The following is a 21,433-nucleotide window of genomic DNA, read 5'->3' as shown; positions in this document are numbered from 1 at the left end:
AGATTCTGGATTTTTATAAGGGAGGTTTAAAACAAAAATGTTCCCACAAGATTATTTTTTGTAAGGATGGTTTTTCATAATTAGGTAAAGTCTTTTCTAAAATATAATAGATTTTGAATGTATCTAGTTGGTTTTCTCCTTTATGTTCAGAGTTCCATTGACGACAAAGATACTGAGCATAATAAAGACGATCGTCACTATAGGTTTTTGAAGATAAAATTTCCAGATATTTGTGCCAACGTTGATTTTTAAAAGTAGCTGACACTAATTTTGGCTTTTCCCAACTAATACTTTTACCTTCATTAAATAAATCAATTTCTGCTCCATTTTTTAGCTTCGCCGTAATCACAAACCACCCATCTTCTAAATAAGGGTAAGGAGAAAACATACTCCATTTTTGATCTAATCTTAAAGCTAAAGTTAGATTTTGTATAAAGGGAGGGACATTAACATTGAGAAAATTAAAACCTGTTAAGTTCGAGTAATAGATACAAACAAATAAAAATAGGCAAATAAAACTATTAATTAAAGAATATCGAATAGTAGAGGAATGAAAATTAACTCGTTCGATCAAGGAACTAAAAATAGAGATTTTTTTCTTTGGGAAATTATACAGTTTTTTTACGATAATTTTTCCAATGCTCAACTTAAAAAGTGGTTTGATAAAAAATAATAAAGGAGATAAGGTAAATAAATAAATTAAGGCTCGAAAATTAGTATATATTTTTTGATTTTTTTCATTGATAATATACCAAGACTTTGTTTGATTATCAGATTCTAAAGGATTTAAGATCTCTGGTGGTAATATCAGAAAAGTTGTGATTATAAACAAAATTTTTTTTACTAAAATGTTTCGATCGTCATAGTAAATTTTAAGATAATTAGATGTTGATAATCTTAATTTAAGACTGAGTTTATCCCATACAAAACTAGGAATAAAAATTAACCAACCAGTACAACTAACTAAATAAAATATTCCGATAATTAAAGCTAATCTAAAACCCAGATGTAATCCAATAAAAACTATAACAGTTGCCAATCGAAAAGAATCTGTAAAAATTGGCATAAATAGAAAAAAAGGCCCAATTAATTCGATCGAAAGCGTAGCAAAATTTAAAAACTTTAAAAGTTCAGGAAAATTTAATAAATATTTACCAAAAGAAGTAGCAAATAAATCTAAACTCAACGCATAATAAACAGCAGTTCCTTCTACACGCCAAATGGGATCAGATTTGAAAAGCCAAGCACACCAGTATATTAAACAAATTTGAAAAGTTAATGCTATAGTTGCCCCTGAAAAAATCTTTTTTGATAGTTTATTTTTTGCTAAATTTAAAGCATAATCAACAGAATAATAAGATCCTAATGGTAAAAATATTGACCAGAATAATAGCAAACGAAATAAAACATCTCCACTATTATTAATCAAGGGGTTTCTATTTTGTAAAGAAACCAAAAAAAACCATGACAAAATAGTAAATAATCTAGTTTGATAACCTAAAATTAATGCGATCGCACAGATACCGGTCATCAAAAATAGAGCTATTTGAAATAGACTTTGTCCACTAAATAAGTGAATTGACCAAAACCAAGGATTAAAATGTCTTGTAAGTAATACATCCCGTGGTAAAACACCAAAATCTGTGTAATGGGCTTTTAAATCTTGAAAACGTACGGTTAAATCAATTAAAATTAAAATTCCTAAACAAATTCTAAATAAAGCTAAAGAGCGTAAATCAAATCCGAATAATTTTTCTAACCGAGTAAAAATAATAGATTTTAATCTTAAAAAATCCATATATAATTATTGCTTAAAATAATAGCATAATTTAACGTTTTTATTAAATTATTTCGTTGAACAAGAGGAATTATTTTGACACCCAAATCCATAGGAAGAATAGTAAGTTTGCTTTCGATAACCAAACCATTTATAACGATTATCTCGAACTTGTAAATAACTATTTTCTCCTAACCACCCCAAACCCGGAATTCCTCGATAAGCAGTGATAAATATTTGACCATTCGGTAATAATTCAATAATTTTTTCAGCGGCCTTATCCCCTTGCCAACGTTCACTTAAATTATCCTGATTAATAACAATCATACCTAATTGACAATCTTCCGTAGTAATATTTAATTGTTCTAAAACCTTGGTTTCTTGCATGGGAATATAATTAAATAGTTTACCTCGATCGAATTTTTCTAAGAGTTGAACAAAATTTACACAAAAGTTACAATTACCATCGTAAATTACACAATATTTCATATAAGCTATTACTAAATAATCAATCTGATTTTGTTATCTATTGTTTTTCATTTATTTTCCACGATTACTTTACTATAGTATTTACTCTAATGATAAATCTATATTTTTTTATTTTGACCATTGACATTAGTCTATATATTAAGTATCATAAATACAAAAAAATCAATAGCAATAATGTACAAACAAATAATTAATATAGGAATTATTAATCAATAATCATGAATTTTTTTAACGAAACTATTTGGTTTATACCCTGTTATACCCTTATAGGAGGGTTAATTGGTTTACTTTGGTCTCCCGGTATCATTCGTAAAACGGGTTCACGGCCGGCAGGTTATATTAATATTCTGATGACATCAATGGCATTTATCCATAGTGTTATTGCTTTGTATCAAATTTGGGGAAAACCTGCCCAAGAATTACGTTTTACATGGTTAAAAGTTGCTAGTTTAAATGTCTCCTTTGATGTGCAAATTTCCTCTATCAGCGTAGGTGCTTTAGCTTTGATTACAGGACTAAATGTCTTGTGTCAATTATACGCTGTTGGTTATCTGGAGATGGATTGGGGTTGGGCAAGATTTTACGCACTCATGGGATTTTTCGAGGCTGGAATGTGCGGTTTAGTTTTGTGTAATTCCTTATTCTTCAGCTATGTCTATTTAGAAATTCTGACTCTGGGTACTTATTTATTAGTAGGTTTTTGGTTTGCACAACCTTTAGTAATATCAGGGGCACGGGATGCTTTTTGGACAAAACGGGTAGGAGATATTTTATTATTAATGGGGGTAATTGCCATTTATCCCTTTTCTAACACATGGAATTATAACTATTTAGCATTCTGGGCAAATAATTCTCCCATTGATGCTACTTTCTCTACTTTACTCTGTTTAGCTCTTATTGCTGGACCGATCGCAAAATGTGCCCAAATTCCTTTGCAGTTGTGGTTAGATGAAGCGATGGAAGGCCCTTTACCTGCTTCTATTCTCAGAAATGCGATCGTTGTTCCTGTCGGTGCTTATGTGTTGATCCAGTTACAGCCAGTGCTAGAAATGTCATCAGTTGTATCGCAGATAGTTGTTATTATCGGTGCGGTGACAGCAGTGTTAGCCTCTTTAATTGCCATTGCTCAAGTGGATATAAAACGAGTATTATCTTATATTGTAAGTGCTTATATGGGATTAGTATTCATCGCTATTGGCACAAATCACGAGAAAACAGCGTTACTTTTGATAGCGGTTTATGCCGTTGCCATGGCTTTACTGTATATGAGTATCGGTACAGTTATTATCAGTAACATTACTCAAGATTTGACACAGTTGGGAGGTTTATGGAAACGTCGCCCCCTCGCAGGTATCTCTTTTTTAGTAGGTACTTTTGGATTAGTCGGGTTTCCTCCTCTTGGTGGTTTTTGGATTCTTCCTCGTCTTGGGGATGATTTGCTTTCTTCTCAACCTTGGTTATTTGCCGTTTTACTCTTAGTTAATGCTTTGACTGTTTTTTCATTATTAAGAACTTTTGCTCTGGTATTTCTAGGTGAAGTAAAACCAATGACAGTTCGATCGCCAGAAGTATTGTGGGCGATGATATTACCGATGATGGTTTTAATGGGTGTTACCTTACATTTACCATTAGTTTTAGCTCAATTTAAACTGATTAATTTAGAGTTAAATTTGGGTATTTTTTATACTGTATCTACTTTAATTGGTGCCGGATTAGCTATTCTAATTTATGGCAAAAAATCAACGGAACAAACTATTACTATTATCCCTGAAGTTATTCGTAATTTGTTCGCCAATGATTTATATATTCAAGATATTTATAAAATCACGATCGTGGCGTTAGTAAATTTTACGGCAAAACTAACTTATTGGTTCGATCGATATATAGTAGATGGTGCAGTAAATTTAGTGGGTTTTAGTACTATTTTTGGTGGACAGGCTCTTAAATATAGCACATCTGGACAATCACAATTATATATTTTTTCAATTCTTTTAGGATTAATATTTATTGCCATAATATTTACCTTAACTCAATAAAAATAAGTGTAGTAAGTCTAAATAAATTGTACAAATAAGTTTTGTTTTAATTCTTCCACCCTATTAAAAAAATGAGCTTATAAAGTAGATAAATAATTTAGGATTGCTATAGATAATTTAGAAAAAGATACATTCAATTAAATTAATAAAATTTTAATTCTTGAACAATGCTTAATTTACTTCTAATATTACCGATTATTGGAGCGATCGTTATAGGAATTATCCCTAGTGAAAAAGAAAGCAATATTAATAAGAATATTGCCCTAATTTTTAGCGGTATAACCTTTATTATCAGCCTTTTAATAGGCTTTAATTTCGACCATACAAAAATAGGTTTACAATCAGAGTTATCTTTAGAATGGTTGCCCTTTGTCGGATTAAATTATACGATAGGAATTGATGGTTTATCTTTACCCTTAATTATACTTAATTGTTTGATTATTACCCTCAGTTTCTATAGCAGTGAAGTTGATGGTAAAAAACTACCTAAACCAAAACTTTACTGCATTTTAATCTTACTTTTAAGTAGTTGTATTAATGGTGCATTAATTGCTCAAAATCTTCTGTTATTTTTCATTTTATATGAAATCAAACTTGTACCCATTTATCTATTAATATCTATATGGGGAAAAGACAAAAGTGGTTATGCCGCCATCAAATACTTACTGTACACTGCTTTTTCCGGCATCTTTGTTTTAACAGCATTTTTAGGATTAAATTTTCTCACTGATGGCAACACTTTTGACATTGTTGACATCACAACAGGAATCTTACCCCAGGCTAAACAAGTCTTACTATTATTAACGATCGTAATCGGATTTGCCATCAAAATTCCCATTTTTCCTTTACATACATGGTTGCCTGATGCTTATACAGAATCATCAACGCCCGTTTCTATGTTATTAGGGGGGATTGTCTCAAAACTTGGTACTTACGGCTTAATTCGTTTCGGGTTACAGTTATTTCCTGACGTTTGGGGAGACATATCACCTTATTTAGCCATTTTGGCGGTAATTAGTGCTATTTACGGTTCATTAGTCGCTATTTCTCAGACTGACATCAAGAAGATGATCTCCTATGCTTCCCTTGCCCATATCAATTTTGTGGTGTTAGCAACTGCGGCAGGTACATCTTTAAGCATAACAGGAGCAATTTGTCAAATGTTTGCTCACGGTTTAATAGTGGCATTATTGTTTAATTTGGTGGGTATCATTGAGGAAAAAACAGGCACAAGAGAATTATCTCAGTTACACGGTTTAATGAATCCTTATCGTGGTTTACCGTTTGTCGGTGGTTTAATGATTACAGCCGTGATGGCAAGTGCTGGTATTCCGGGTATGGTAGGATTTATCGGTGAATTTCTTTCTTTTCAGGGGAGTTTTAGCATTTTTCCTGTTTATACTCTCATTTGTTTAATTGCAACTGGTTTAACAGCAGTTTACTTTGTGATTCTTTTAAACAGAGTATTTTTTGGCAGAATGGAAAATCAAAAGGGATATTTACCAAAAGTTGCTTCCTATGAGCGTTTTCCTGCCTTCGTATTTGCTATTTTGATTATTTTCTTTGGTTTACAACCTTCTTTTCTGACGAATCTAACTCTAAATACTAGCATTTCGATCGCCCTTTTTTAGCTTTAGTACTTCTTTATGCCTTTGCGTCTTTGTTAGAAACAAAAATAAATCAATAAAAATCTTACAACCCAAAACATCATGAAAACAAAAACGAAAATTCCCCCTTCTACTCACGAATTTGCTGATGTTATTCACCGTTTAGAAGCTGGTGGTTCTATGTTACCAGATACCCCAGAAAATCTTATGCAAATTATTGGTATTTATAAAGCCTACGCTGTGCCGATGGATTTCTATTGGCGAGATTTACTTTATATCGCTGAAAGAGTTTTTCTCAATCCTATACCCTTTTTTAAATATTTTATCTCTCAAGAGTATCTTGATTTGCCCAACCATTACGCAGGAGATAGCGCTGATTTAAGAATATGGAGAGGTAAAGCAACAGCACATCCTGAGTTACTCACTTTTATGGAAAAAGGAGAAACTAGCAAAATGCCAAAATTAGCTCACCATTTACTGCACGATCGAATTAATATGGAGTTTGCTGAGGCTTGTATGAGAGCAATGCTATGGCATGGTAGAGATATGGGTATGGGCAAATTTGACGCTTATCTCGATAGCGATGAATATAAAGCTAATGCAGATGTAGCTATCAAAGCCTACTTTAAAGGCAATCCTCTCATGTTAGGCTTGTATAAAGTATTTCCTGAGATGTTTTTAGAGCAAGTCAGACAATTATCCTATTATGCTAATTTAGGGTTATTCTGGGAAGTTATGGCACCGGTTTTCTTCGAGATGTCCGATATTTATGACGAAGGCGGTTTTAAAGGTGTGCCTGATGCCATGAATTTCCTCGTCAATGGCATATTTGCGATCGCAGGAAGACCAATATATCATCATGTATATATTAATGACAAATGTTATGAAATTATCCCCAAATCAAAGGGTTTTACATGGCTATATGAAGCCGCTTTACCCTATGTAGAAGCAGTATTTTATCGCACATCTCCATTTCGAGGTACAAAATCTTACAATGCACAGGCAAATCAAGTACCCCGTGAGCAAAAAGACTTCCATTATGGTATCCTCTATGCAGATGTCTTTCCTGTGGGTAGTGCCGGAATCCCCCCCACTCTTTTAATGGATGATATGTTGCATTTCTTACCCCCTTATCTTGTGGAATACTATCAAAAACACTGTCGGGGAGAAGATGATATGTTAATTCAGCTTGGTATTACTTTTCAACGATCGATGTACAATGTAACCTCAGCAGTAATTCAGGCTTTACGCACGGCTTTACTTTATCCTCTTGATGACGAAAATCCCAAACATTTAATGAAAAATCGTCAATTCTTTGAAATGCAAATGGATAGATTCAAGCGCCCAGAGGCAAGATTAAGAGATATTCAATCCCAAAATTATCGTTAATCTTTTTCTTGCAAAGACACAAAAATTTTAAGTAGCTTGGGCATTGCCCAACATTACCATAGTTCACATGATTAATCCCATTTTCTTAAATGTTAATCTACCATTAGGAGTACCATTATTATGCCAGATATAGTCGATATTGCCGTTAATAACGATAACTTTAAAACCCTCGTTGCCGCCGTTACCGCCGCTAATTTAGTTGATGTCTTGAAAAGTGAAGGTAAATTTACCGTATTTGCACCCACTGACGATGCTTTTGCTAAACTTCCCCCCGGCACCATTACAACTTTACTCCAAAATATACCCCAATTAGCTCGAATTTTAACTTATCATGTGGTGTCAGGAAAATTGATGAAAGCCGATTTAGAAAATATGGATTCTGTAATCTCTATTGAAGGATCACCGATTTCGATCGACTGTAGCGATGGTTTTGAGGTGAAAAATGCCACTGTCATTATGCAAGATATTGAAGCCGATAACGGAGTCATTCACGTTATTGATAACGTTATTTTGATGGGATAATTTAAGATTCTTTTGGTGAGGGTAAGGCAAAAAGCGATCGTCTCACCCTTGCCAAAACTATTGCCTATTTCCTATTCCCTATCTTCTGTCCTCATGTAATGATTAATTGTTAACTGTTAAAAGTACTATTACGCTTCACTTTCAAAGTGTAAAAATAACAATCCCATAACTACCGCAGGGAAAACCCAGCCAACGATGGGAACGAAGACAGTAGGTAGAAAAGATGCAGCAAAATCTCCGATCATGTTTAATATGTTCCTATACTAAAAAATAAAATTAACCTAAAAGGATATTACTGTGAAGATAGACCAAAAAGGATCAAATATAAAGATTCTTAACAAAAAATTCTGATCCGACTCCGATCGAGTTAAAGTAACCTAAAAATAGTCAAATTTTGATAAAAACTTTAAGGAGATTACATAAAAAGCAATGAGTATTGATGTAGTTAATTGCGGTAACGATCCTCAAGTAGGAAATCTCTCTACTCCCGTAAATGGATCTGCTTTTACAAAAGCCTTTATTAATGCCCTTCCTGCCTACCGTCAAGGTTTATCCCCTAATCGTCGTGGGTTAGAAGTTGGTATGGCTCATGGTTATTTATTATACGGGCCTTTTGCCGTATTAGGACCTCTCCGTTTAACGGAATATGGCCCTACTGCTGGTTTATTAGCCACTATTGGTATAGTTTCCATCCTCACCATTTGCTTATCTATCTATGGTGCTGTGGGAGTAGGTAAACCTACTGAAACCCTTACAACTCCTAACGTACCCCTAGATTTAGCTACTAAAGAAGGTTGGAGTGAATTTGCAGGAGGTTTCTTATTAGGTGCTTGTGGTGGTGCATTTTTTGCCTTTTTCCTATGTCAAACTCCCCACTTAAAACCGTTAATTGAAGTAGCTAGTGGTGTTTGGTCATCATAGTAATTAATTAATAATTAACAATTATGGGGTGAGCATTGCTCACCTCTTTTTATTTTCTATAAGGAAAAATTTTTGTTTTTAACTAAAAACTACCATGATTATCGATCGCATTGGTCATTTTAGCGATAACTTCCGAAACAGAAATAGCACCTAACTCTCCAGAAGCACGAGTACGAATATTGAGAGTATTATTTTCTACTTCGTTACCACCAACCACTGCCATAACAGGGATTTTCTGCTTTTCACCGTTACGAATCATCTTGCCTAGTCTTTCATTACTATTATCAACTTCAGCACGAATACCAGCGAGTAACATTTTTTGGCAAACATCTTCACAGTATCCCGAAAAATCATCGTTAACAGGCATTAAACGCACTTGAATAGGTGCTAACCACAAGGGGAAATCCCCCGCATATTCCTCAATTAAAATGCCAATAAGACGCTCTAAAGAACCAAAGGGCGCACGATGAATCATAATCGGACGTTGACGAGTACCATCAGGGGCAGTATATTCAAGATCGAATCTTTCTGGTAAATTGTAGTCAACTTGAACTGTTCCTAATTGCCATTCTCTTTCTAAAGCATCTTGAAAGATAAAATCGAGTTTAGGCCCATAAAATGCCGCTTCTCCTTCCGCTTCAAAGTATTCCATATCAAGATGTTGTACAGCGTTACGAATAGCGTTTTGGGCTTTTTCCCACACTTCATCACCACCAATATATTTGTCGGAGGCTGGATCTCGAAAACTTAGACGTGCTTTAAAATTCTTAAGTTGTAGGCTTTTGAATACAGATAAAATTAAGTCAACTACGCTGAAAAATTCTGATTCGAGTTGATCAGGAGTTACAAAGAGGTGAGAATCATCCACTGTAAAGCCTCTAACTCTTGTTAACCCTCCCAATTCCCCTGATTGTTCATAACGATACACTGTACCAAATTCAGCTAAACGCATGGGTAAGTCACGGTACGATCGTAGTTCACTTTTATAGATTTGAATATGAAACGGGCAATTCATGGGTTTTAAGACGAAACCGACTTCTTTTTCTGCTTCCTCGGCGTTATCCGCCATCATGGGAAACATATCTTCTTTATAGTTTTGCCAATGTCCAGAAATCTTAAATAAATCGACTCTGCCGATGTGAGGACTAACAACTTGTAGATAACCCCGTTTCATTTGCTCTTTTTTGAGAAAATCCTCTAAAGTTGAGCGAATTACGGTGCCTTTTGGTGTCCATAATGGCAAACCAGGACCAACGGGATCTGCAAAAATAAATAAACCCAATTCTTTTCCTAATTTACGATGATCTCGTTTTAAGGCTTCTTCTTTACGTCTTTTGTATTCTGCCAATTGTTCAGGAGTTTCCCATGCTGTACCGTAAAGCCTTTGTAATTGCTTGTTATTAGAGTCACCACGCCAGTAAGCACCGGCAATACTTTCAAGCTCGATCGCTTTTGGATTCAAATCTGCGGTAGTGTCAACGTGAGGGCCGGCGCATAAATCCCACCATTCTTCCCCTAAATGGTAAATTGTAATCGTATCATCCTTAATCGTGTCTAAAATCTCTAATTTATAAGGTTCATTAATATTTTTGATTCGAGTTTGGGCTTCTTCTCTCGTGACGACTTCCCGAATTACAGGTAATTTACGGTTAATAATTTTCGTCATCTCTTTTTTGATTACCTTTAAATCTTTCTCTGCTAAAGGTTCGGGCAAATCGAAATCATAGTAAAATCCGTTTTCTGTCCAAGGACCGATCGTTACCTGTGCATTAGGGTATAATTTTTGTACCGCCATCGCCATAACATGAGAAGTGGTATGACGAATTTTCTTTAAATGTTCGGATTCGCTCGTGCGTGGTAATTTAATGGTTTCTGTGGTCATGAAATTTTATATAGTTGAGAAATTAATATAATATCAGTTTAGATTCTTTGATTTTCTCTATTTTCAGAATTATCAGCAATAGAAAATCTTAAAAATGATAGGTTTATTTAGATTTTGGGTAATATAAGATAATAATAATTATAGGTTTAAATTATGAAACCCGAAGTAACTTTAAAATATTTATCCTACCTCCGCAACAAAAAAGCTAACAGTGAAGGTTTTACCTTAATTGAACTATTAGTGGTAGTAATCATTATCGGTGTATTAGCCGCCGTTGCTCTCCCCAACTTATTAGGACAAGTTGGTAAAGCTAGAGAGACTGAAATCAAAAATGCAACTGGTACTGTTAACCGCTCTCAACAGGCTTATCACTTCGAGCGTCAGGCATTTGCTACTACTACTGCCAACTTAGGAGTTGTTATCCCTACTGAATATATCACCAACGGTCCTAACTTTGGTATTGCTGCTTCTTCTGGTGTTAGTGCAACTGTTGCACCAGCAAATACCAATTCGGCTAATGATGGTACCCGTGCTTATTCCGGTGGTATCGCTCATGCTTCCGGTCAATATGGTCAGGTAATTTGCCAAAGTGATGCGATCGCTGATTCTTTAGCTGTTCCCACTAACTTAACCCCTTCTGGTATTGTTGATGCTTGTCCTGCCGCCAGTGTTGTTGTCAGATAAATAATTTAATTTAATAGTTTGTTTTTTCTTCTTGTAATTCAGCCCCAAATAGGGGTTTTTTAATGAATTCAACAAGGAAAATTGACTGATGTAACATTACGCCATTGCTACCACGATTATAGTCGAGATGACAACCACTATATAAAGCTAGTAAATTATTTCTAATCTCGTATTGATTTACATAAGGTAAATTTAGTTAACTTTTTTCTCTTTAATTAAAGTTACATTAGTCCATCTTCCTTCATTATCATATTGACGAATTAAACGCAGTCTTAAATTAGGTTCAACTAACCAACCACATTCTAAAAAAAAGTGTTGACGATTTTCTATTTTTAGAGGAGTGGTAGAAGATGCTCCATCGGGTAATAATAACACTCTAATATCATGATTATTTTCGGAAAAAGTGATTGTATTTCCCTCAATTATTCCCTTAGAAGTTAAGTTTAATTCTGGTGTTTTTAAAGTCTGAATTACTTTATTTTCCTCTTTTTTGATAGTTAAATAAGTAGGATAAGGTTGACTATTTCGCCAGTCTGGATATAAACTGAAGGCTTCTCCTTGCCATTCTCCTTCTAATTGTTCTATCGTAAGGCTCGATCGTTCAACGCCATTACCATTTGCCCGAAACTCTCGAATTAAGGTGATTGGTTCTAATTTACTTTCTCTATCAAACAATTGTACCATTCTTAAACGTCGATCGTCTATTAAAAAGCCATATTCAGCACCAAAAATCGAAAATGGACTAAACTGTTGAGAACCCTTAGCAAAATGTCCTTCTTCAAAAAGGAAAATATTACGATTCAGATAGGTAAATTCATTGACATGAGGAGGATTATCTCCTTCGAGACGATTAACAGTTAAACGAATCGTTTTATCTTCATTTAAACTCTCTAAAGTAACTTCTGTAGGAGTATTTTTCACAAAGACACCATCAGGAGAAAATTGAGTAAATGATCCTTGCCAAACACCAATATTTTTTAACAAATATGACCATTGAGACATAAAAATAATTAGTAATTAAAATAAGGGATTAACTATCAACTTTTGACTTTCAACTCTCAATTATCCCTTGACTCCGCTACTAGCAGAAGTGGGAATAATATATTTTTGTAATGATAAAAATAATACCAGAACAGGGACGATCGAAATTACTGAACCTGCGGCGATAAAACGCCAATTTAAGTCCAATGAACTAGCTAAACCAGCTACTCCTAAAGGCAATGTATAATACTCAGGTCGATCGAGAATAATTAAAGGCCACAAAAAGTCACTCCATGAACCGATAAATACAAAAATTGCTAAAGTAATAATAGCAGGACGAACCGCAGGTAACATAATATGCCACCAAATACCAAGTTCACTACAGCCATCCATTCTAGCCGCTTCTTCCAATTCTTTAGGTACACCTTGAAAGGCTTGTCGCAATAAAAATATCCCAAAAGCCGAAGCAATTTGAGGTAGAATTATGCCCAAATAATTGTTTCTTAAACCTAGTTGAACTGCAAAAATATAAAGAGGTATCATTACTATTTGAAAAGGGATCATAATAGTAGCAATTACTAGAGCAAATATGATATTTTTTCCCTTAAAATCTAGTCTTGCTAAAGGATAAGCGGCTAAGGAACAAAATAATAAATTTAATACTACCGTTAAAACTGCGGTAATTGTACTATTAAGTAAATAACGACCAAAAGGATAATTTTGCCAAACTAAACTAAAGTTTTCAAAAGTAAATTGTTTTGGAATAAATTGCGGTGGAAAACTAAAAATATCTTCTCCCGCCGACTTGAAAGAAGTACTTAATAACCATAGTAAAGGGAATAACATTGACAAGGCTATTACCACTAACAAAAAATAGATGATAATATATTCGATCGACTTTTTTTTAGTCATTTTTAACTTTCCCAACTACGCATTTTACCTTGATTCATTAAACCATAAGGATCAACCATTTTTTTAAATTTTAGTTGTTCAGGTTCGATGTGTTTTCTTCCACCATCTTCTAAAATATAAGTATGGGGATTAGCAATAAAAGCACCATTATCTTCATGGTATTTTATAATTTCATTTAATCTAGCTTCAGTGGAATATTTTACTAATTGTAAACCAGCCGGAATAGCTTTTCCTCCTACCCTTAAAAATTCTATGTGCATCATTACTTCATCACCAAAATAATTATACATTTCTTCTACTTTTTCTAAACTGAAAAAAAACGTTTGTAGATATGTTATATTAGGCTCAATTTTTCGAGCATGAAAAGTGGTATGATTCCATGTAAATTCAATTAAACTAAAGGTCTTATTTTTTTCTAAATTCTCTTGATAGGTAATTTTTCCTTCAAATTCTTTTACTAATTTTTGTAAAGCAAATAATGAATTTTCATCTACACTTAATAAAGCACAATCTTCTCCGTTTAAAATATAAGAGTTAAGAGAATTAAAATAGTTAGCAATAGGGTTAGCATGAATACTAATTAGTTTTTTAACTATTCCATCACTATCTGCTAAAGTCTGACCAAATTTTAAAGCGGAAAGAAAATCTTTAAAAATAACAATTATCTCTACCCAATTATAACTAGGTGCTAAAGGAATCTCTAACTCAGTAATAATACCATTAGTACCATAAGCATGGTTAATTTGTTGGGTTTCATCTCCTTGTAATTCAATAATTCTCGGTTCTTTTTCTAAAGTAACAACTCTGACTCTATTTAAGTTTCCTCTATCTCTTAATTGTCCATAATTAATTGATCCAATTCCACCGCTCCCACCGCCAATAAATCCTCCCAAAGTTGCTATTTTATAAGTAGAAGGAATCATGCGTAATTCCCATCCTTGTTTTTTAGTTTCTTTTTCTAAAATACTCATTTTGATTCCGGGTTCAACACAAGCTATTCCTGATTTTATCCATTTAATTTTTTTCATTTCAGTCATGTCTAAAACAATGCCTCCATTAAGGGGAATACATTGTCCGTAATTACCTGTACCAGCACCTCTAACTGTTAAAGGTATGTGATATTTAACACAAATTTGAGCGACTTTTAAGACTTCTTCTTCACTGGTAGGAATAACAATTAAATCTGCTATTTTATCTTGTAATTTTTTTTCTAAAATAGGACTAAAATAATAGTAGTCTAAAGAAAGTTCTTTAACTTGCGCCGTTTCTTGAATGATTTTAATCGGATTTAATTCTTGGATAATTAATGAATAGTCGATCGTCATATAATAGTCCTAATTAAATTATATAAATAGGGAATAAGGAATGGACAGTTGACAATGATCAATTGTATATAATAGGCAATGAGTTTAAACCCATTGTTATCAAGGGCTAACTCTAAATAAAATCCACAATTAATTATACTTACCTACTTACAAAAAGTTAATAAAAGTTTCTGTTTTAGAGACTCTTGATAAACAAAACGATCTATCATCAGTTTTTATAAACTTACTACCAAATAAGCATCTTGGAACTTTGCACCTTTTACAGATTGTCCTTTTAATGGTGGTGGTAATAAAATATTACGACGTTGATCACCCGCAGAGATCGTAATTTCGGGGCCAGATTGACTTAATTTGACTTGTTTTTTATCAAATCCGGGTAAAAATATTTTAACTTCTTTATTATTCGTATCAATAGTTAATGGAGATGGTGCTTTTAAGGCTTGTTTCTGAAAATCAGGAAGTGCTGAAGATAATTCTCCTAAATTTGTTGATGAAATATCAGGAATAGAATTAATAGTTAAAAGATTGAATGCGTTTTCAATTTCAGGAGTAATTTCCCTTTGATTAAGTAACACTCCTCCCACTGTTAAGCCGATTTGTTGCGCACTGCCCCACCAATATCTCGCTGTGGCGATCGATTCTGGGGTAGAATTAGTTATCAGAAAAGCGGCTACCTTACCAGGATTATTAATAGCATTTTTTCCTTGATCTAAAATCTGATTAGCTTCATTTGTGGGTTCATCTGCAAAATTGTCACTACTCCACGAAACATTTAATACTGCACTGGTAACAGGTTGTACAAAAGGTGACAAGGCTTTGATAATATCTGAGTTTTCCAGTAAATTTTTTACTCGACGAATATACCAACTAAGAGTTTCGGGAATACCAAACATTCTTAGAGTGTTAAGACTACTTTTGCCATCATAGACAATAACATCATATTTTCCTGTTTGCTCTTGTTCTCGAAGATAATTTAAGGCTAATGCGTCATCCATACCGGGCAATAATGCTAATTCCTGAGCAAATATATTATTGAGTATAGGCGATCGTAGATATTTAGCCTCTAATTTTTTCAATTCTTCCCAGCTATTTTCCAATAATTGACTGGTTTGTAGCTGAATTGCGTCAAAATTTGAACTTATCTCGGTAATAGTTGATTTAACTTCGACTCCCATCATTAAAGAAACAGATGGAGTAGAATCTTGGACAACTAATAACACTTTTTTACTCAGACTAGCATATTTTCTGGCCGTGGCGATCGCTGTTGTTGTGCAACCGATACCTCCTTTCCCTAAGAATGTGACAATAAAAACCATTTTAATTGTTGATAGTTGATAGTTAAATTTCTCCTCGTTTATCTGTCCACCTGTCTTCTGTCTTCTCTATTTTTTAATTACTAATTAACCACTTGTACTTCATCTTCAAAAAACCAATTAGTACTAGAATCCGGGAATTCTACAAATACACCCACACCACTACCATCAGTCATTTTAAAGGATTTGATAATTCCTTGTTGCCCTTGTTGTGCTTTTTCAATAATTTCAGGAGCTACTTTTTCTTTGAGACGACAAATTTTAACTTTTTGTCCTACTTCCATGATAATTTCTAATATTCATTTAATTAACAACTCTCCATTTTAACGGAATTTGCCCATTTTCTTGGTAATAAATAATTAACAGATAAAACTATTGTCTATTTCTTATTGCTCATTCTCACCCTCACCCAAGAATTTTTTCAGCAGACTCCAATTAAATTCATAATAATATCTGTATTAAAATCATCTACTAAATCTTTCAGTGCATTAGCCAAAGTTATCTTTTCAGGGGGTATTTGTGCAATTAATTCCAACATCACATCGGCATCAACACAATAAGTTGCATCGTACATTTGTTTTAACCATTCAGGAGGCATATTTCTTAAAGCCTCTTTTAAGATTTCAGGATCTGAAAAATGTGTTTCCGATTTGAGTGAAGTTTGATGGATATTTTCTAATTTCCCCCCTATTATCTCCGTTAAAGTTTGCAATAATTGTTTAACGGTATAAGGTTTCGACAAAAATGTGCTGACATTAGCTTCTAAAGCCAATTCACGGTTAGCTATGAGTCCGCTACTTGCAATAATTTTAACTTGAGGGTTAATCTTTTTTAAGCTACGAATTGCCGTAATACCGTCTAAATTAGGCATCATCATATCCATTAAGATAACACTGATTTCCTGTTGATGTTTCTCATAAAAAGAAATTGCTTCGATGCCGTCATTAGCAACGATCGTTTTGTAATTATAGTTTTCCAAAGAAATTTTGGTTACTTCTTGAATAGATGTTTCATCATCAACAATTAAAATTAACTCTCCGTTACCTTTTTGTAATATTTCTTCTGAGATTGTTAGGCTCACTTCTCCTTCTATAGCTGGTAAAAAGACCTGAAATTTTGCACCTTTGCCCAATTCACTATAAACTTTTACAAAACCGTCATGATTTTTAACAAGCCCTGTTACCGTTGATAATCCTAATCCTGTGCCTTTACCAACATCTTTTGTGGTAAAAAAGGGATCAAAAATTCGTTCTAATAAATCTGAAGGAATACCCATACCTGTATCTTCAATCGTGACAACTACATAAGAACCTGCTTTTGCCTCTAAGTTGAGGTTAGCATCATGTTCATTTAATTCATAATTTTCGGCGATGATAGTCAAATTTCCTCCCTCTGACATAGCATCCCTCGCATTAATCATCAGATTCATAAATACTTGGTGCATTTGAGTCGCATCGGCTAAGATTGTCCATAATTCTCTTGTAGGGATTTCCGCTGAAATATTGATTGATTTAGGAAATGTCTGTTGAGCAATACCGATTAACTCTAAAAGTACATATCCTAATTGTAAGGCTACACATTGCCCTTCTGTGGCTCGACTAAAAAGCAGTATTTGTTTGACTAAATCAACTCCACGTTTAGCACTACCAGAAAGAAGATTTAATAATCGTTGTCCTTTTTCATCAAGATTAGGAAATGTTAAGGGTAATAATTGACTAACTCCCAAAATGGGGGTAAGAATATTATTAAAATCATGGGCTATGCCACTGGCTAAAGTTCCTAAGCTCTCTAACCGTTGAGCATGGTAGAACTGTTTTTCTAGTTGTTTTTTTTCGGTAATATCAGTGATAATGTCAATTCCAGTCCAACAGTCTTGAACTTCATCCCATTGTCCGACATGATTGGAGTTAAGCCAATGAGTTGTGCCATCACCATGACAAAAACGATATTCAATTACCCCAGAATTACCACTTTGAATATTTTTGATTAATGAGGTGATCGCATTTTCTCGATCTTCGGATAAAATATTCCTCCAAATCAAGTTTGAATCTCCTTTGACGACATCTAAACTATAGCCAAAAATTTTTTCTGTACCCCCACCCCAAGAATCAATTTCTAAAGTACCATCAATAAAAATACGAAAGTTGTAAATAACGACAATTGCACTGTTGAGAATCTGAGTAAGTTTAGTCGCTTCTTTTGTTTTCGATTCTGTAATATCAGTAATAATAATACTATTAACTAAAAGTTTGTCTATGTTAAATTGTTTCAGGGATAATTGAACGGGTACTTCTCTATTTTCTGTCGCGCTAATTAAAGATAGTTCGATCGTGAAAGTTTCCTCTGGTTGAAGGTGTTGTAAGAGCAATGAAAATACTTTTCGATCCTTTAAAGCAATAAAATTTTGTAATTCAGAGCCGATAACATTTTTTAAAGGACAATGTAAAAGTTCTGATAATCTCTGATTACTGTATAAAATTAAGCCTTCATTGGAAATTGTCGCTGCCCCTTCTCCCATTTGTTCTACCAAACGTTGATAAATATGATCTGCTCCTTGGAGGGTAAAAATTTTCATTCCCTGTTTAGTGGCAACCACTACCGCATCCACTTCACCAGAATGAATTGCTTGTAAAGTTTCTTCTGCTATTTTTAATTTATCGAGAGTATCGGCTAATGATTGACGTACAGTCTTAACTTCTTGGTGTAAATTTTCGATCGTTGCTGCTGAATCATTCATCATTTTCCCTCTCAATTATATTTTTAATTTAGATTTTGCACCTTGATCATAAGTTCTCAGTTCAGTGACGAAAGGAAAAAGGGAAAACTGACAAGAATTAATTTTTCCTGTTTTGTTTCGTTGGTTTTTTTGTACTGATGCAACATCTGAGTTTAAGCTACTTCAGCTGAGTTCGATGTTAGAAACCTTATTATTAATAAGGGTTTAAGAGTGGTAGATAAGCACATTTTACCTTAACAAAAGAATTAAATAAGCGTAAATAATTATCTAATATCAATTTGACTAATGTTTAAATCAATTATTACTACTATCTTCTATCTCCTACCTTTTAAATTAATTCCTAATACTGTTTTCTATCGTTAATAATTATTTTATCTCTAAATTAAATATTTTTAGGAAGAAGATCAAGACCAATTAAAACTTTTTCCGTATCTGATAAATTGCCTATTAATGTTTGTAAAGGTAAAGGTAATTTTTTAAGTAAAGTAGGGACAGCAATAATATTTTCCTCGATCATTAACTCTGTTTCTTGATAGATGTCAATAACTTCTAACTCATATCGTCCTTTGAGATGTTCTTCACAAATTCTTTTGATGTTTTGCAAAGCATTAAGAGATTGCATCGTTGTTCCTGCAATATAAAGTCGCAGTAAATAGCACTTTTCTGGCAATTCCGAAAGACTTTGCTCAAATAGATCAGTTGTAGTTTCGTTTAATTTTTCTGGTTCAATCATTTTATCTAAATTTATATATTTCCTTATGTTTGACCAGTCAAAGAAACTATTTGTAATCCTACCAAAACTTTTTCGGTATTCGATAAATCCCCAATAATTTTTTTAATAGGGGATGGTAACTTTCTTACTAGGGTGGGTAAAGCAACAATATCATCATCTCCAGCCAAAGAAGGTTGTTGAGTTAAATCAATAATTTCAATAGTATATTCTCCTTGAAGATACTCCTCACAAATCTTTTTTAAATTAGAAAAAGCAACCAGAGATTTAGGGGTTTGTCCAGCTACATACAATTTTAGTTGCCAAGTTGCAGAACTTTTTGAGGTTTCAGTGTTTGATAAATTATCTACCATTTTTTTCTCCTAATACATTTTTGTTATGGATTGAGATGACGTAATTCTTTCATAAATTTTCGGTTTTCCAGAATCATTTTTTGATGTTCTGCTTCTTCTTCGATCATCAAAGCTAATTCTTCATTTTGATTGGATAATTGCATTTGCAAAGCCGTTATTTGAGCTTGTAACAAATGTTGCTCCCGTTCAAATTGTCGTTTTTTCAGCTCAAGATTATGTTTTCTTTTATTGATAGTTAATTGTTCCTGTAATTCTTGATTAATACGTTCTGTTCCTGTTAAGACTCTGCCCTCACCCAAATAAACTTCTATCAAGTTTACACCCTCATTGGTAATAATAAATTCTCGAACTTGGTTTGAGTGACTCATTCCCCTCGATTTCAAAACATAAAGAATACGATTTCGTTCTCCGTTAACTTTAAGAGTTTGCAGTTCTATCCAAGTATCCATAAGAGACGAAACACCAATTTCGGTTTGTTCCTGCTGAACATCACCCGGGGTTAAATCTGTAAATAAGAGGGTGATTTGCTTACTTTTGAGATAATCAATTAAACGCATGGCAAAATTTTTAGTTTGTATCATACTTCCCATTAAAATTAAGTTACTCATGGGATCAATAATTATTGCTTTTGGTTTAAACTCTTGTACCCAACGATGAATTTTGAACAAGCGCATTTCTAAATTGTAATTACTGGGGCGTACAGCATCAAATTGCAATAAACCTTGATCCACATAGGTAGATAAATGGACTCCGATAGAGGCGATATTACGGAGAATTTGTTGAGGTGATTCTTCTGTGGCCAAATATAAACATCTTTCTCCTCGTAAACAGGTGGCTTGGGCAAAATGACCAGCAAGAGTGGATTTTCCTGTTCCTGCTTTACCCGTGATTAAAATACTACTACCTCGATAGTAACCTTTCCCACCAAACATATCATCTAGTGCTTTAATTCCTGTGGAGATTCGATCGTTAGAAACTTCATGATTTAAGGTTAAAGAAGTTATGGGTAATACAGAAACCCCTGTTTCTTCTATTAAAAAAGGATATTCGTTATTGCTGTGACGAGAACCTCGATATTTAATAACTTGTACTGTTCTGGTGGCAATTTCTTCGACGGTTTTTTGTTCTAGTTTAATTACACAGTCAGAAACATATTCTTCTAAACCTTGACGGGTTAAAGTATTATCTCCTCTCTCACCAGTGATAATAGCGGTAACACCCTGAGATTTTAACCAGTGAAATAAACGGCGTAATTCTAATCGAACAATATTGGCATTGGATAAGCCAGAAAATAAAACTTCAATGGTATCTAACATCACCCGTTTAGCACCGATTTTTTTAATCCCGTAACCGAGACGAATAAATAAGGCTTCGAGATCATATTCTCCTGTTTCTTGAATTTCACTAGGATCTATATAGACATGATCAATTAACATTTTTCCTTCGGCGATTAATTGATTCAAATTCCATCCCAAAGAAGCCACATTCTCTGTTATTTCTGCGGGACTTTCTTCAAAAGTCATTAAAATACCGGGTTCATCATATAAAGTGGCACCTCGCACGAGAAATTCTACTCCGAATAAAGTTTTACCACAACCGGCTGATCCACAGATTAAAGTTGGTCTGCCTTTGGGTAAACCGCCTCCCGTAATTTCATCGAGTCCTTGAATTCCTGTAGGACTTTTCGACAATTCTTGATTTTGGTAGTCTTCCATAATATTTTGAAATGTTGTTTTGGGGTTACTATGAATTAAATACTTTACCAAGGATGAACC

General features: G+C 33.8%; 19 protein-coding genes. 6 read left to right on the top strand and 13 right to left on the bottom strand.

All coding sequences use genetic code 11. The features are described from left to right. Positions 1-13: 13 nt before the first annotated feature. Positions 14-1,798 carry an HTTM domain-containing protein gene (locus GM3709_RS16415; protein WP_066121294.1) on the bottom strand — a complete coding sequence of 595 codons (1,785 nt, stop codon included), beginning with the start codon at positions 1,796-1,798 and terminating at the stop codon, positions 14-16. A 48-nt stretch (positions 1,799-1,846) separates the two neighbouring features. Beyond that, entirely contained in the window at positions 1,847-2,266 is a 420-nt protein-coding gene (locus tag GM3709_RS16410; protein WP_066121292.1) for a thiol-disulfide oxidoreductase DCC family protein, read from the bottom strand. 218 nt (positions 2,267-2,484) lie between these two features. On the opposite strand from GM3709_RS16410, the gene GM3709_RS16405 reads away from it, so the two are divergent. The 4 genes from GM3709_RS16405 (at position 2,485) to GM3709_RS16390 (ending at position 7,820) form a co-directional block, all read left to right on the top strand. After that, positions 2,485-4,302, top strand: a complete 1,818-nt coding sequence (locus tag GM3709_RS16405) for an NAD(P)H-quinone oxidoreductase subunit F (RefSeq protein ID WP_082713026.1) — start codon at positions 2,485-2,487, stop codon at positions 4,300-4,302. Between the two features lie 167 nt (positions 4,303-4,469). Next, complete coding sequence (locus GM3709_RS16400) at positions 4,470-5,933, top strand: NADH-quinone oxidoreductase subunit M (protein ID WP_066121288.1); 1,464 nt, start codon at positions 4,470-4,472, stop codon at positions 5,931-5,933. A 78-nt stretch (positions 5,934-6,011) separates the two neighbouring features. Then, complete coding sequence (locus GM3709_RS16395; protein ID WP_066121286.1) at positions 6,012-7,298, top strand: CO2 hydration protein; 1,287 nt, start codon at positions 6,012-6,014, stop codon at positions 7,296-7,298. 120 nt (positions 7,299-7,418) lie between these two features. Beyond that, complete coding sequence (locus GM3709_RS16390) at positions 7,419-7,820, top strand: fasciclin domain-containing protein (protein WP_066121284.1); 402 nt, start codon at positions 7,419-7,421, stop codon at positions 7,818-7,820. Between the two features lie 128 nt (positions 7,821-7,948). Here the strand turns inward: GM3709_RS16390 and GM3709_RS16385 are convergent, their stop codons facing one another. Beyond that, positions 7,949-8,065 (bottom strand): photosystem I reaction center subunit VIII, encoded by a 117-nt coding sequence (locus GM3709_RS16385; RefSeq protein WP_066121282.1) that lies wholly within the window; start codon positions 8,063-8,065, stop codon positions 7,949-7,951. 190 nt (positions 8,066-8,255) lie between these two features. On the opposite strand from GM3709_RS16385, the gene GM3709_RS16380 reads away from it, so the two are divergent. Further along, the gene (locus GM3709_RS16380) at positions 8,256-8,741 is read left to right on the top strand and encodes a photosystem I reaction center subunit XI (RefSeq protein WP_197671908.1); all 486 of its coding nucleotides are present in this window, start codon (positions 8,256-8,258) and stop codon (positions 8,739-8,741) included. Positions 8,742-8,823: 82 nt separating this feature from the next. On the opposite strand, the gene thrS is transcribed toward GM3709_RS16380, so the two are convergent. Beyond that, complete coding sequence (gene thrS, locus GM3709_RS16375; RefSeq protein WP_066121278.1) at positions 8,824-10,623, bottom strand: threonine--tRNA ligase; 1,800 nt, start codon at positions 10,621-10,623, stop codon at positions 8,824-8,826. Positions 10,624-10,776: 153 nt separating this feature from the next. On the opposite strand from thrS, the gene GM3709_RS16370 reads away from it, so the two are divergent. Continuing rightward, positions 10,777-11,307, top strand: coding sequence for a type IV pilin protein (locus GM3709_RS16370; protein ID WP_066121276.1), 531 nt, complete (start codon positions 10,777-10,779; stop codon positions 11,305-11,307). Positions 11,308-11,499: 192 nt separating this feature from the next. Here the strand turns inward: GM3709_RS16370 and GM3709_RS16365 are convergent, their stop codons facing one another. From GM3709_RS16365 to kaiC, 9 genes are all read right to left on the bottom strand, one after another. Next, on the bottom strand, positions 11,500-12,309 hold the full coding sequence (locus GM3709_RS16365) for a DUF3598 family protein (RefSeq protein WP_066121274.1): 810 nt from the start codon (positions 12,307-12,309) through the stop codon (positions 11,500-11,502). 60 nt (positions 12,310-12,369) lie between these two features. Next, entirely contained in the window at positions 12,370-13,200 is an 831-nt protein-coding gene (locus tag GM3709_RS16360; RefSeq protein WP_066121272.1) for a carbohydrate ABC transporter permease, read from the bottom strand. 2 nt (positions 13,201-13,202) lie between these two features. Beyond that, on the bottom strand, positions 13,203-14,525 hold the full coding sequence (locus tag GM3709_RS16355) for an FAD-binding oxidoreductase (protein WP_066121270.1): 1,323 nt from the start codon (positions 14,523-14,525) through the stop codon (positions 13,203-13,205). 215 nt (positions 14,526-14,740) lie between these two features. After that, complete coding sequence (locus GM3709_RS16350; RefSeq protein ID WP_066121268.1) at positions 14,741-15,841, bottom strand: ArsA family ATPase; 1,101 nt, start codon at positions 15,839-15,841, stop codon at positions 14,741-14,743. A gap of 80 nt (positions 15,842-15,921) precedes the next feature. Next, on the bottom strand, positions 15,922-16,122 hold the full coding sequence (locus GM3709_RS16345; RefSeq protein ID WP_066121266.1) for a DUF2862 domain-containing protein: 201 nt from the start codon (positions 16,120-16,122) through the stop codon (positions 15,922-15,924). A gap of 137 nt (positions 16,123-16,259) precedes the next feature. Further along, the gene (locus GM3709_RS16340; RefSeq protein ID WP_066121264.1) at positions 16,260-18,575 is read right to left on the bottom strand and encodes a hybrid sensor histidine kinase/response regulator; all 2,316 of its coding nucleotides are present in this window, start codon (positions 18,573-18,575) and stop codon (positions 16,260-16,262) included. Positions 18,576-18,957: 382 nt separating this feature from the next. Beyond that, on the bottom strand, positions 18,958-19,308 hold the full coding sequence (locus GM3709_RS16335) for a circadian clock KaiB family protein (RefSeq protein WP_066121263.1): 351 nt from the start codon (positions 19,306-19,308) through the stop codon (positions 18,958-18,960). 23 nt (positions 19,309-19,331) lie between these two features. Then, complete coding sequence (locus GM3709_RS16330) at positions 19,332-19,658, bottom strand: circadian clock KaiB family protein (RefSeq protein ID WP_066121260.1); 327 nt, start codon at positions 19,656-19,658, stop codon at positions 19,332-19,334. A gap of 23 nt (positions 19,659-19,681) precedes the next feature. Further along, a complete protein-coding gene (gene kaiC, locus GM3709_RS16325; protein ID WP_066121258.1) occupies positions 19,682-21,373 on the bottom strand; it encodes a circadian clock protein KaiC in 1,692 nt (563 codons plus the stop codon). Positions 21,374-21,433: the final 60 nt, after the last annotated feature.

The sequence above is a fragment of the Geminocystis sp. NIES-3709 genome (assembly GCF_001548115.1).
Lineage (GTDB): Bacteria > Cyanobacteriota > Cyanobacteriia > Cyanobacteriales > Cyanobacteriaceae > Geminocystis.
This window is presented reverse-complemented; position numbering and strand designations above follow the sequence as displayed.

Excerpts from the sequence above, each read along its gene's own strand:
- GM3709_RS16415 (WP_066121294.1), bottom strand. The coding sequence starts at position 1,798 with ATGGATTTTTTAAGATTAAAATCTATTATTTTTACTCGGTTAGAAAAA.
- GM3709_RS16410 (WP_066121292.1), bottom strand. The coding sequence starts at position 2,266 with ATGAAATATTGTGTAATTTACGATGGTAATTGTAACTTTTGTGTAAAT.
- GM3709_RS16405 (WP_082713026.1), top strand. The coding sequence starts at position 2,485 with ATGAATTTTTTTAACGAAACTATTTGGTTTATACCCTGTTATACCCTT.
- GM3709_RS16400 (WP_066121288.1), top strand. The coding sequence starts at position 4,470 with ATGCTTAATTTACTTCTAATATTACCGATTATTGGAGCGATCGTTATA.
- GM3709_RS16395 (WP_066121286.1), top strand. The coding sequence starts at position 6,012 with ATGAAAACAAAAACGAAAATTCCCCCTTCTACTCACGAATTTGCTGAT.
- GM3709_RS16390 (WP_066121284.1), top strand. The coding sequence starts at position 7,419 with ATGCCAGATATAGTCGATATTGCCGTTAATAACGATAACTTTAAAACC.
- GM3709_RS16385 (WP_066121282.1), bottom strand. The coding sequence starts at position 8,065 with ATGATCGGAGATTTTGCTGCATCTTTTCTACCTACTGTCTTCGTTCCC.
- thrS (WP_066121278.1), bottom strand. The coding sequence starts at position 10,623 with ATGACCACAGAAACCATTAAATTACCACGCACGAGCGAATCCGAACAT.
- GM3709_RS16370 (WP_066121276.1), top strand. The coding sequence starts at position 10,777 with ATGAAACCCGAAGTAACTTTAAAATATTTATCCTACCTCCGCAACAAA.
- GM3709_RS16365 (WP_066121274.1), bottom strand. The coding sequence starts at position 12,309 with ATGTCTCAATGGTCATATTTGTTAAAAAATATTGGTGTTTGGCAAGGA.
- GM3709_RS16360 (WP_066121272.1), bottom strand. The coding sequence starts at position 13,200 with ATGACTAAAAAAAAGTCGATCGAATATATTATCATCTATTTTTTGTTA.
- GM3709_RS16355 (WP_066121270.1), bottom strand. The coding sequence starts at position 14,525 with ATGACGATCGACTATTCATTAATTATCCAAGAATTAAATCCGATTAAA.
- GM3709_RS16350 (WP_066121268.1), bottom strand. The coding sequence starts at position 15,841 with ATGGTTTTTATTGTCACATTCTTAGGGAAAGGAGGTATCGGTTGCACA.
- GM3709_RS16345 (WP_066121266.1), bottom strand. The coding sequence starts at position 16,122 with ATGGAAGTAGGACAAAAAGTTAAAATTTGTCGTCTCAAAGAAAAAGTA.
- GM3709_RS16340 (WP_066121264.1), bottom strand. The coding sequence starts at position 18,575 with ATGAATGATTCAGCAGCAACGATCGAAAATTTACACCAAGAAGTTAAG.
- GM3709_RS16335 (WP_066121263.1), bottom strand. The coding sequence starts at position 19,308 with ATGATTGAACCAGAAAAATTAAACGAAACTACAACTGATCTATTTGAG.
- GM3709_RS16330 (WP_066121260.1), bottom strand. The coding sequence starts at position 19,658 with ATGGTAGATAATTTATCAAACACTGAAACCTCAAAAAGTTCTGCAACT.
- kaiC (WP_066121258.1), bottom strand. The coding sequence starts at position 21,373 with ATGGAAGACTACCAAAATCAAGAATTGTCGAAAAGTCCTACAGGAATT.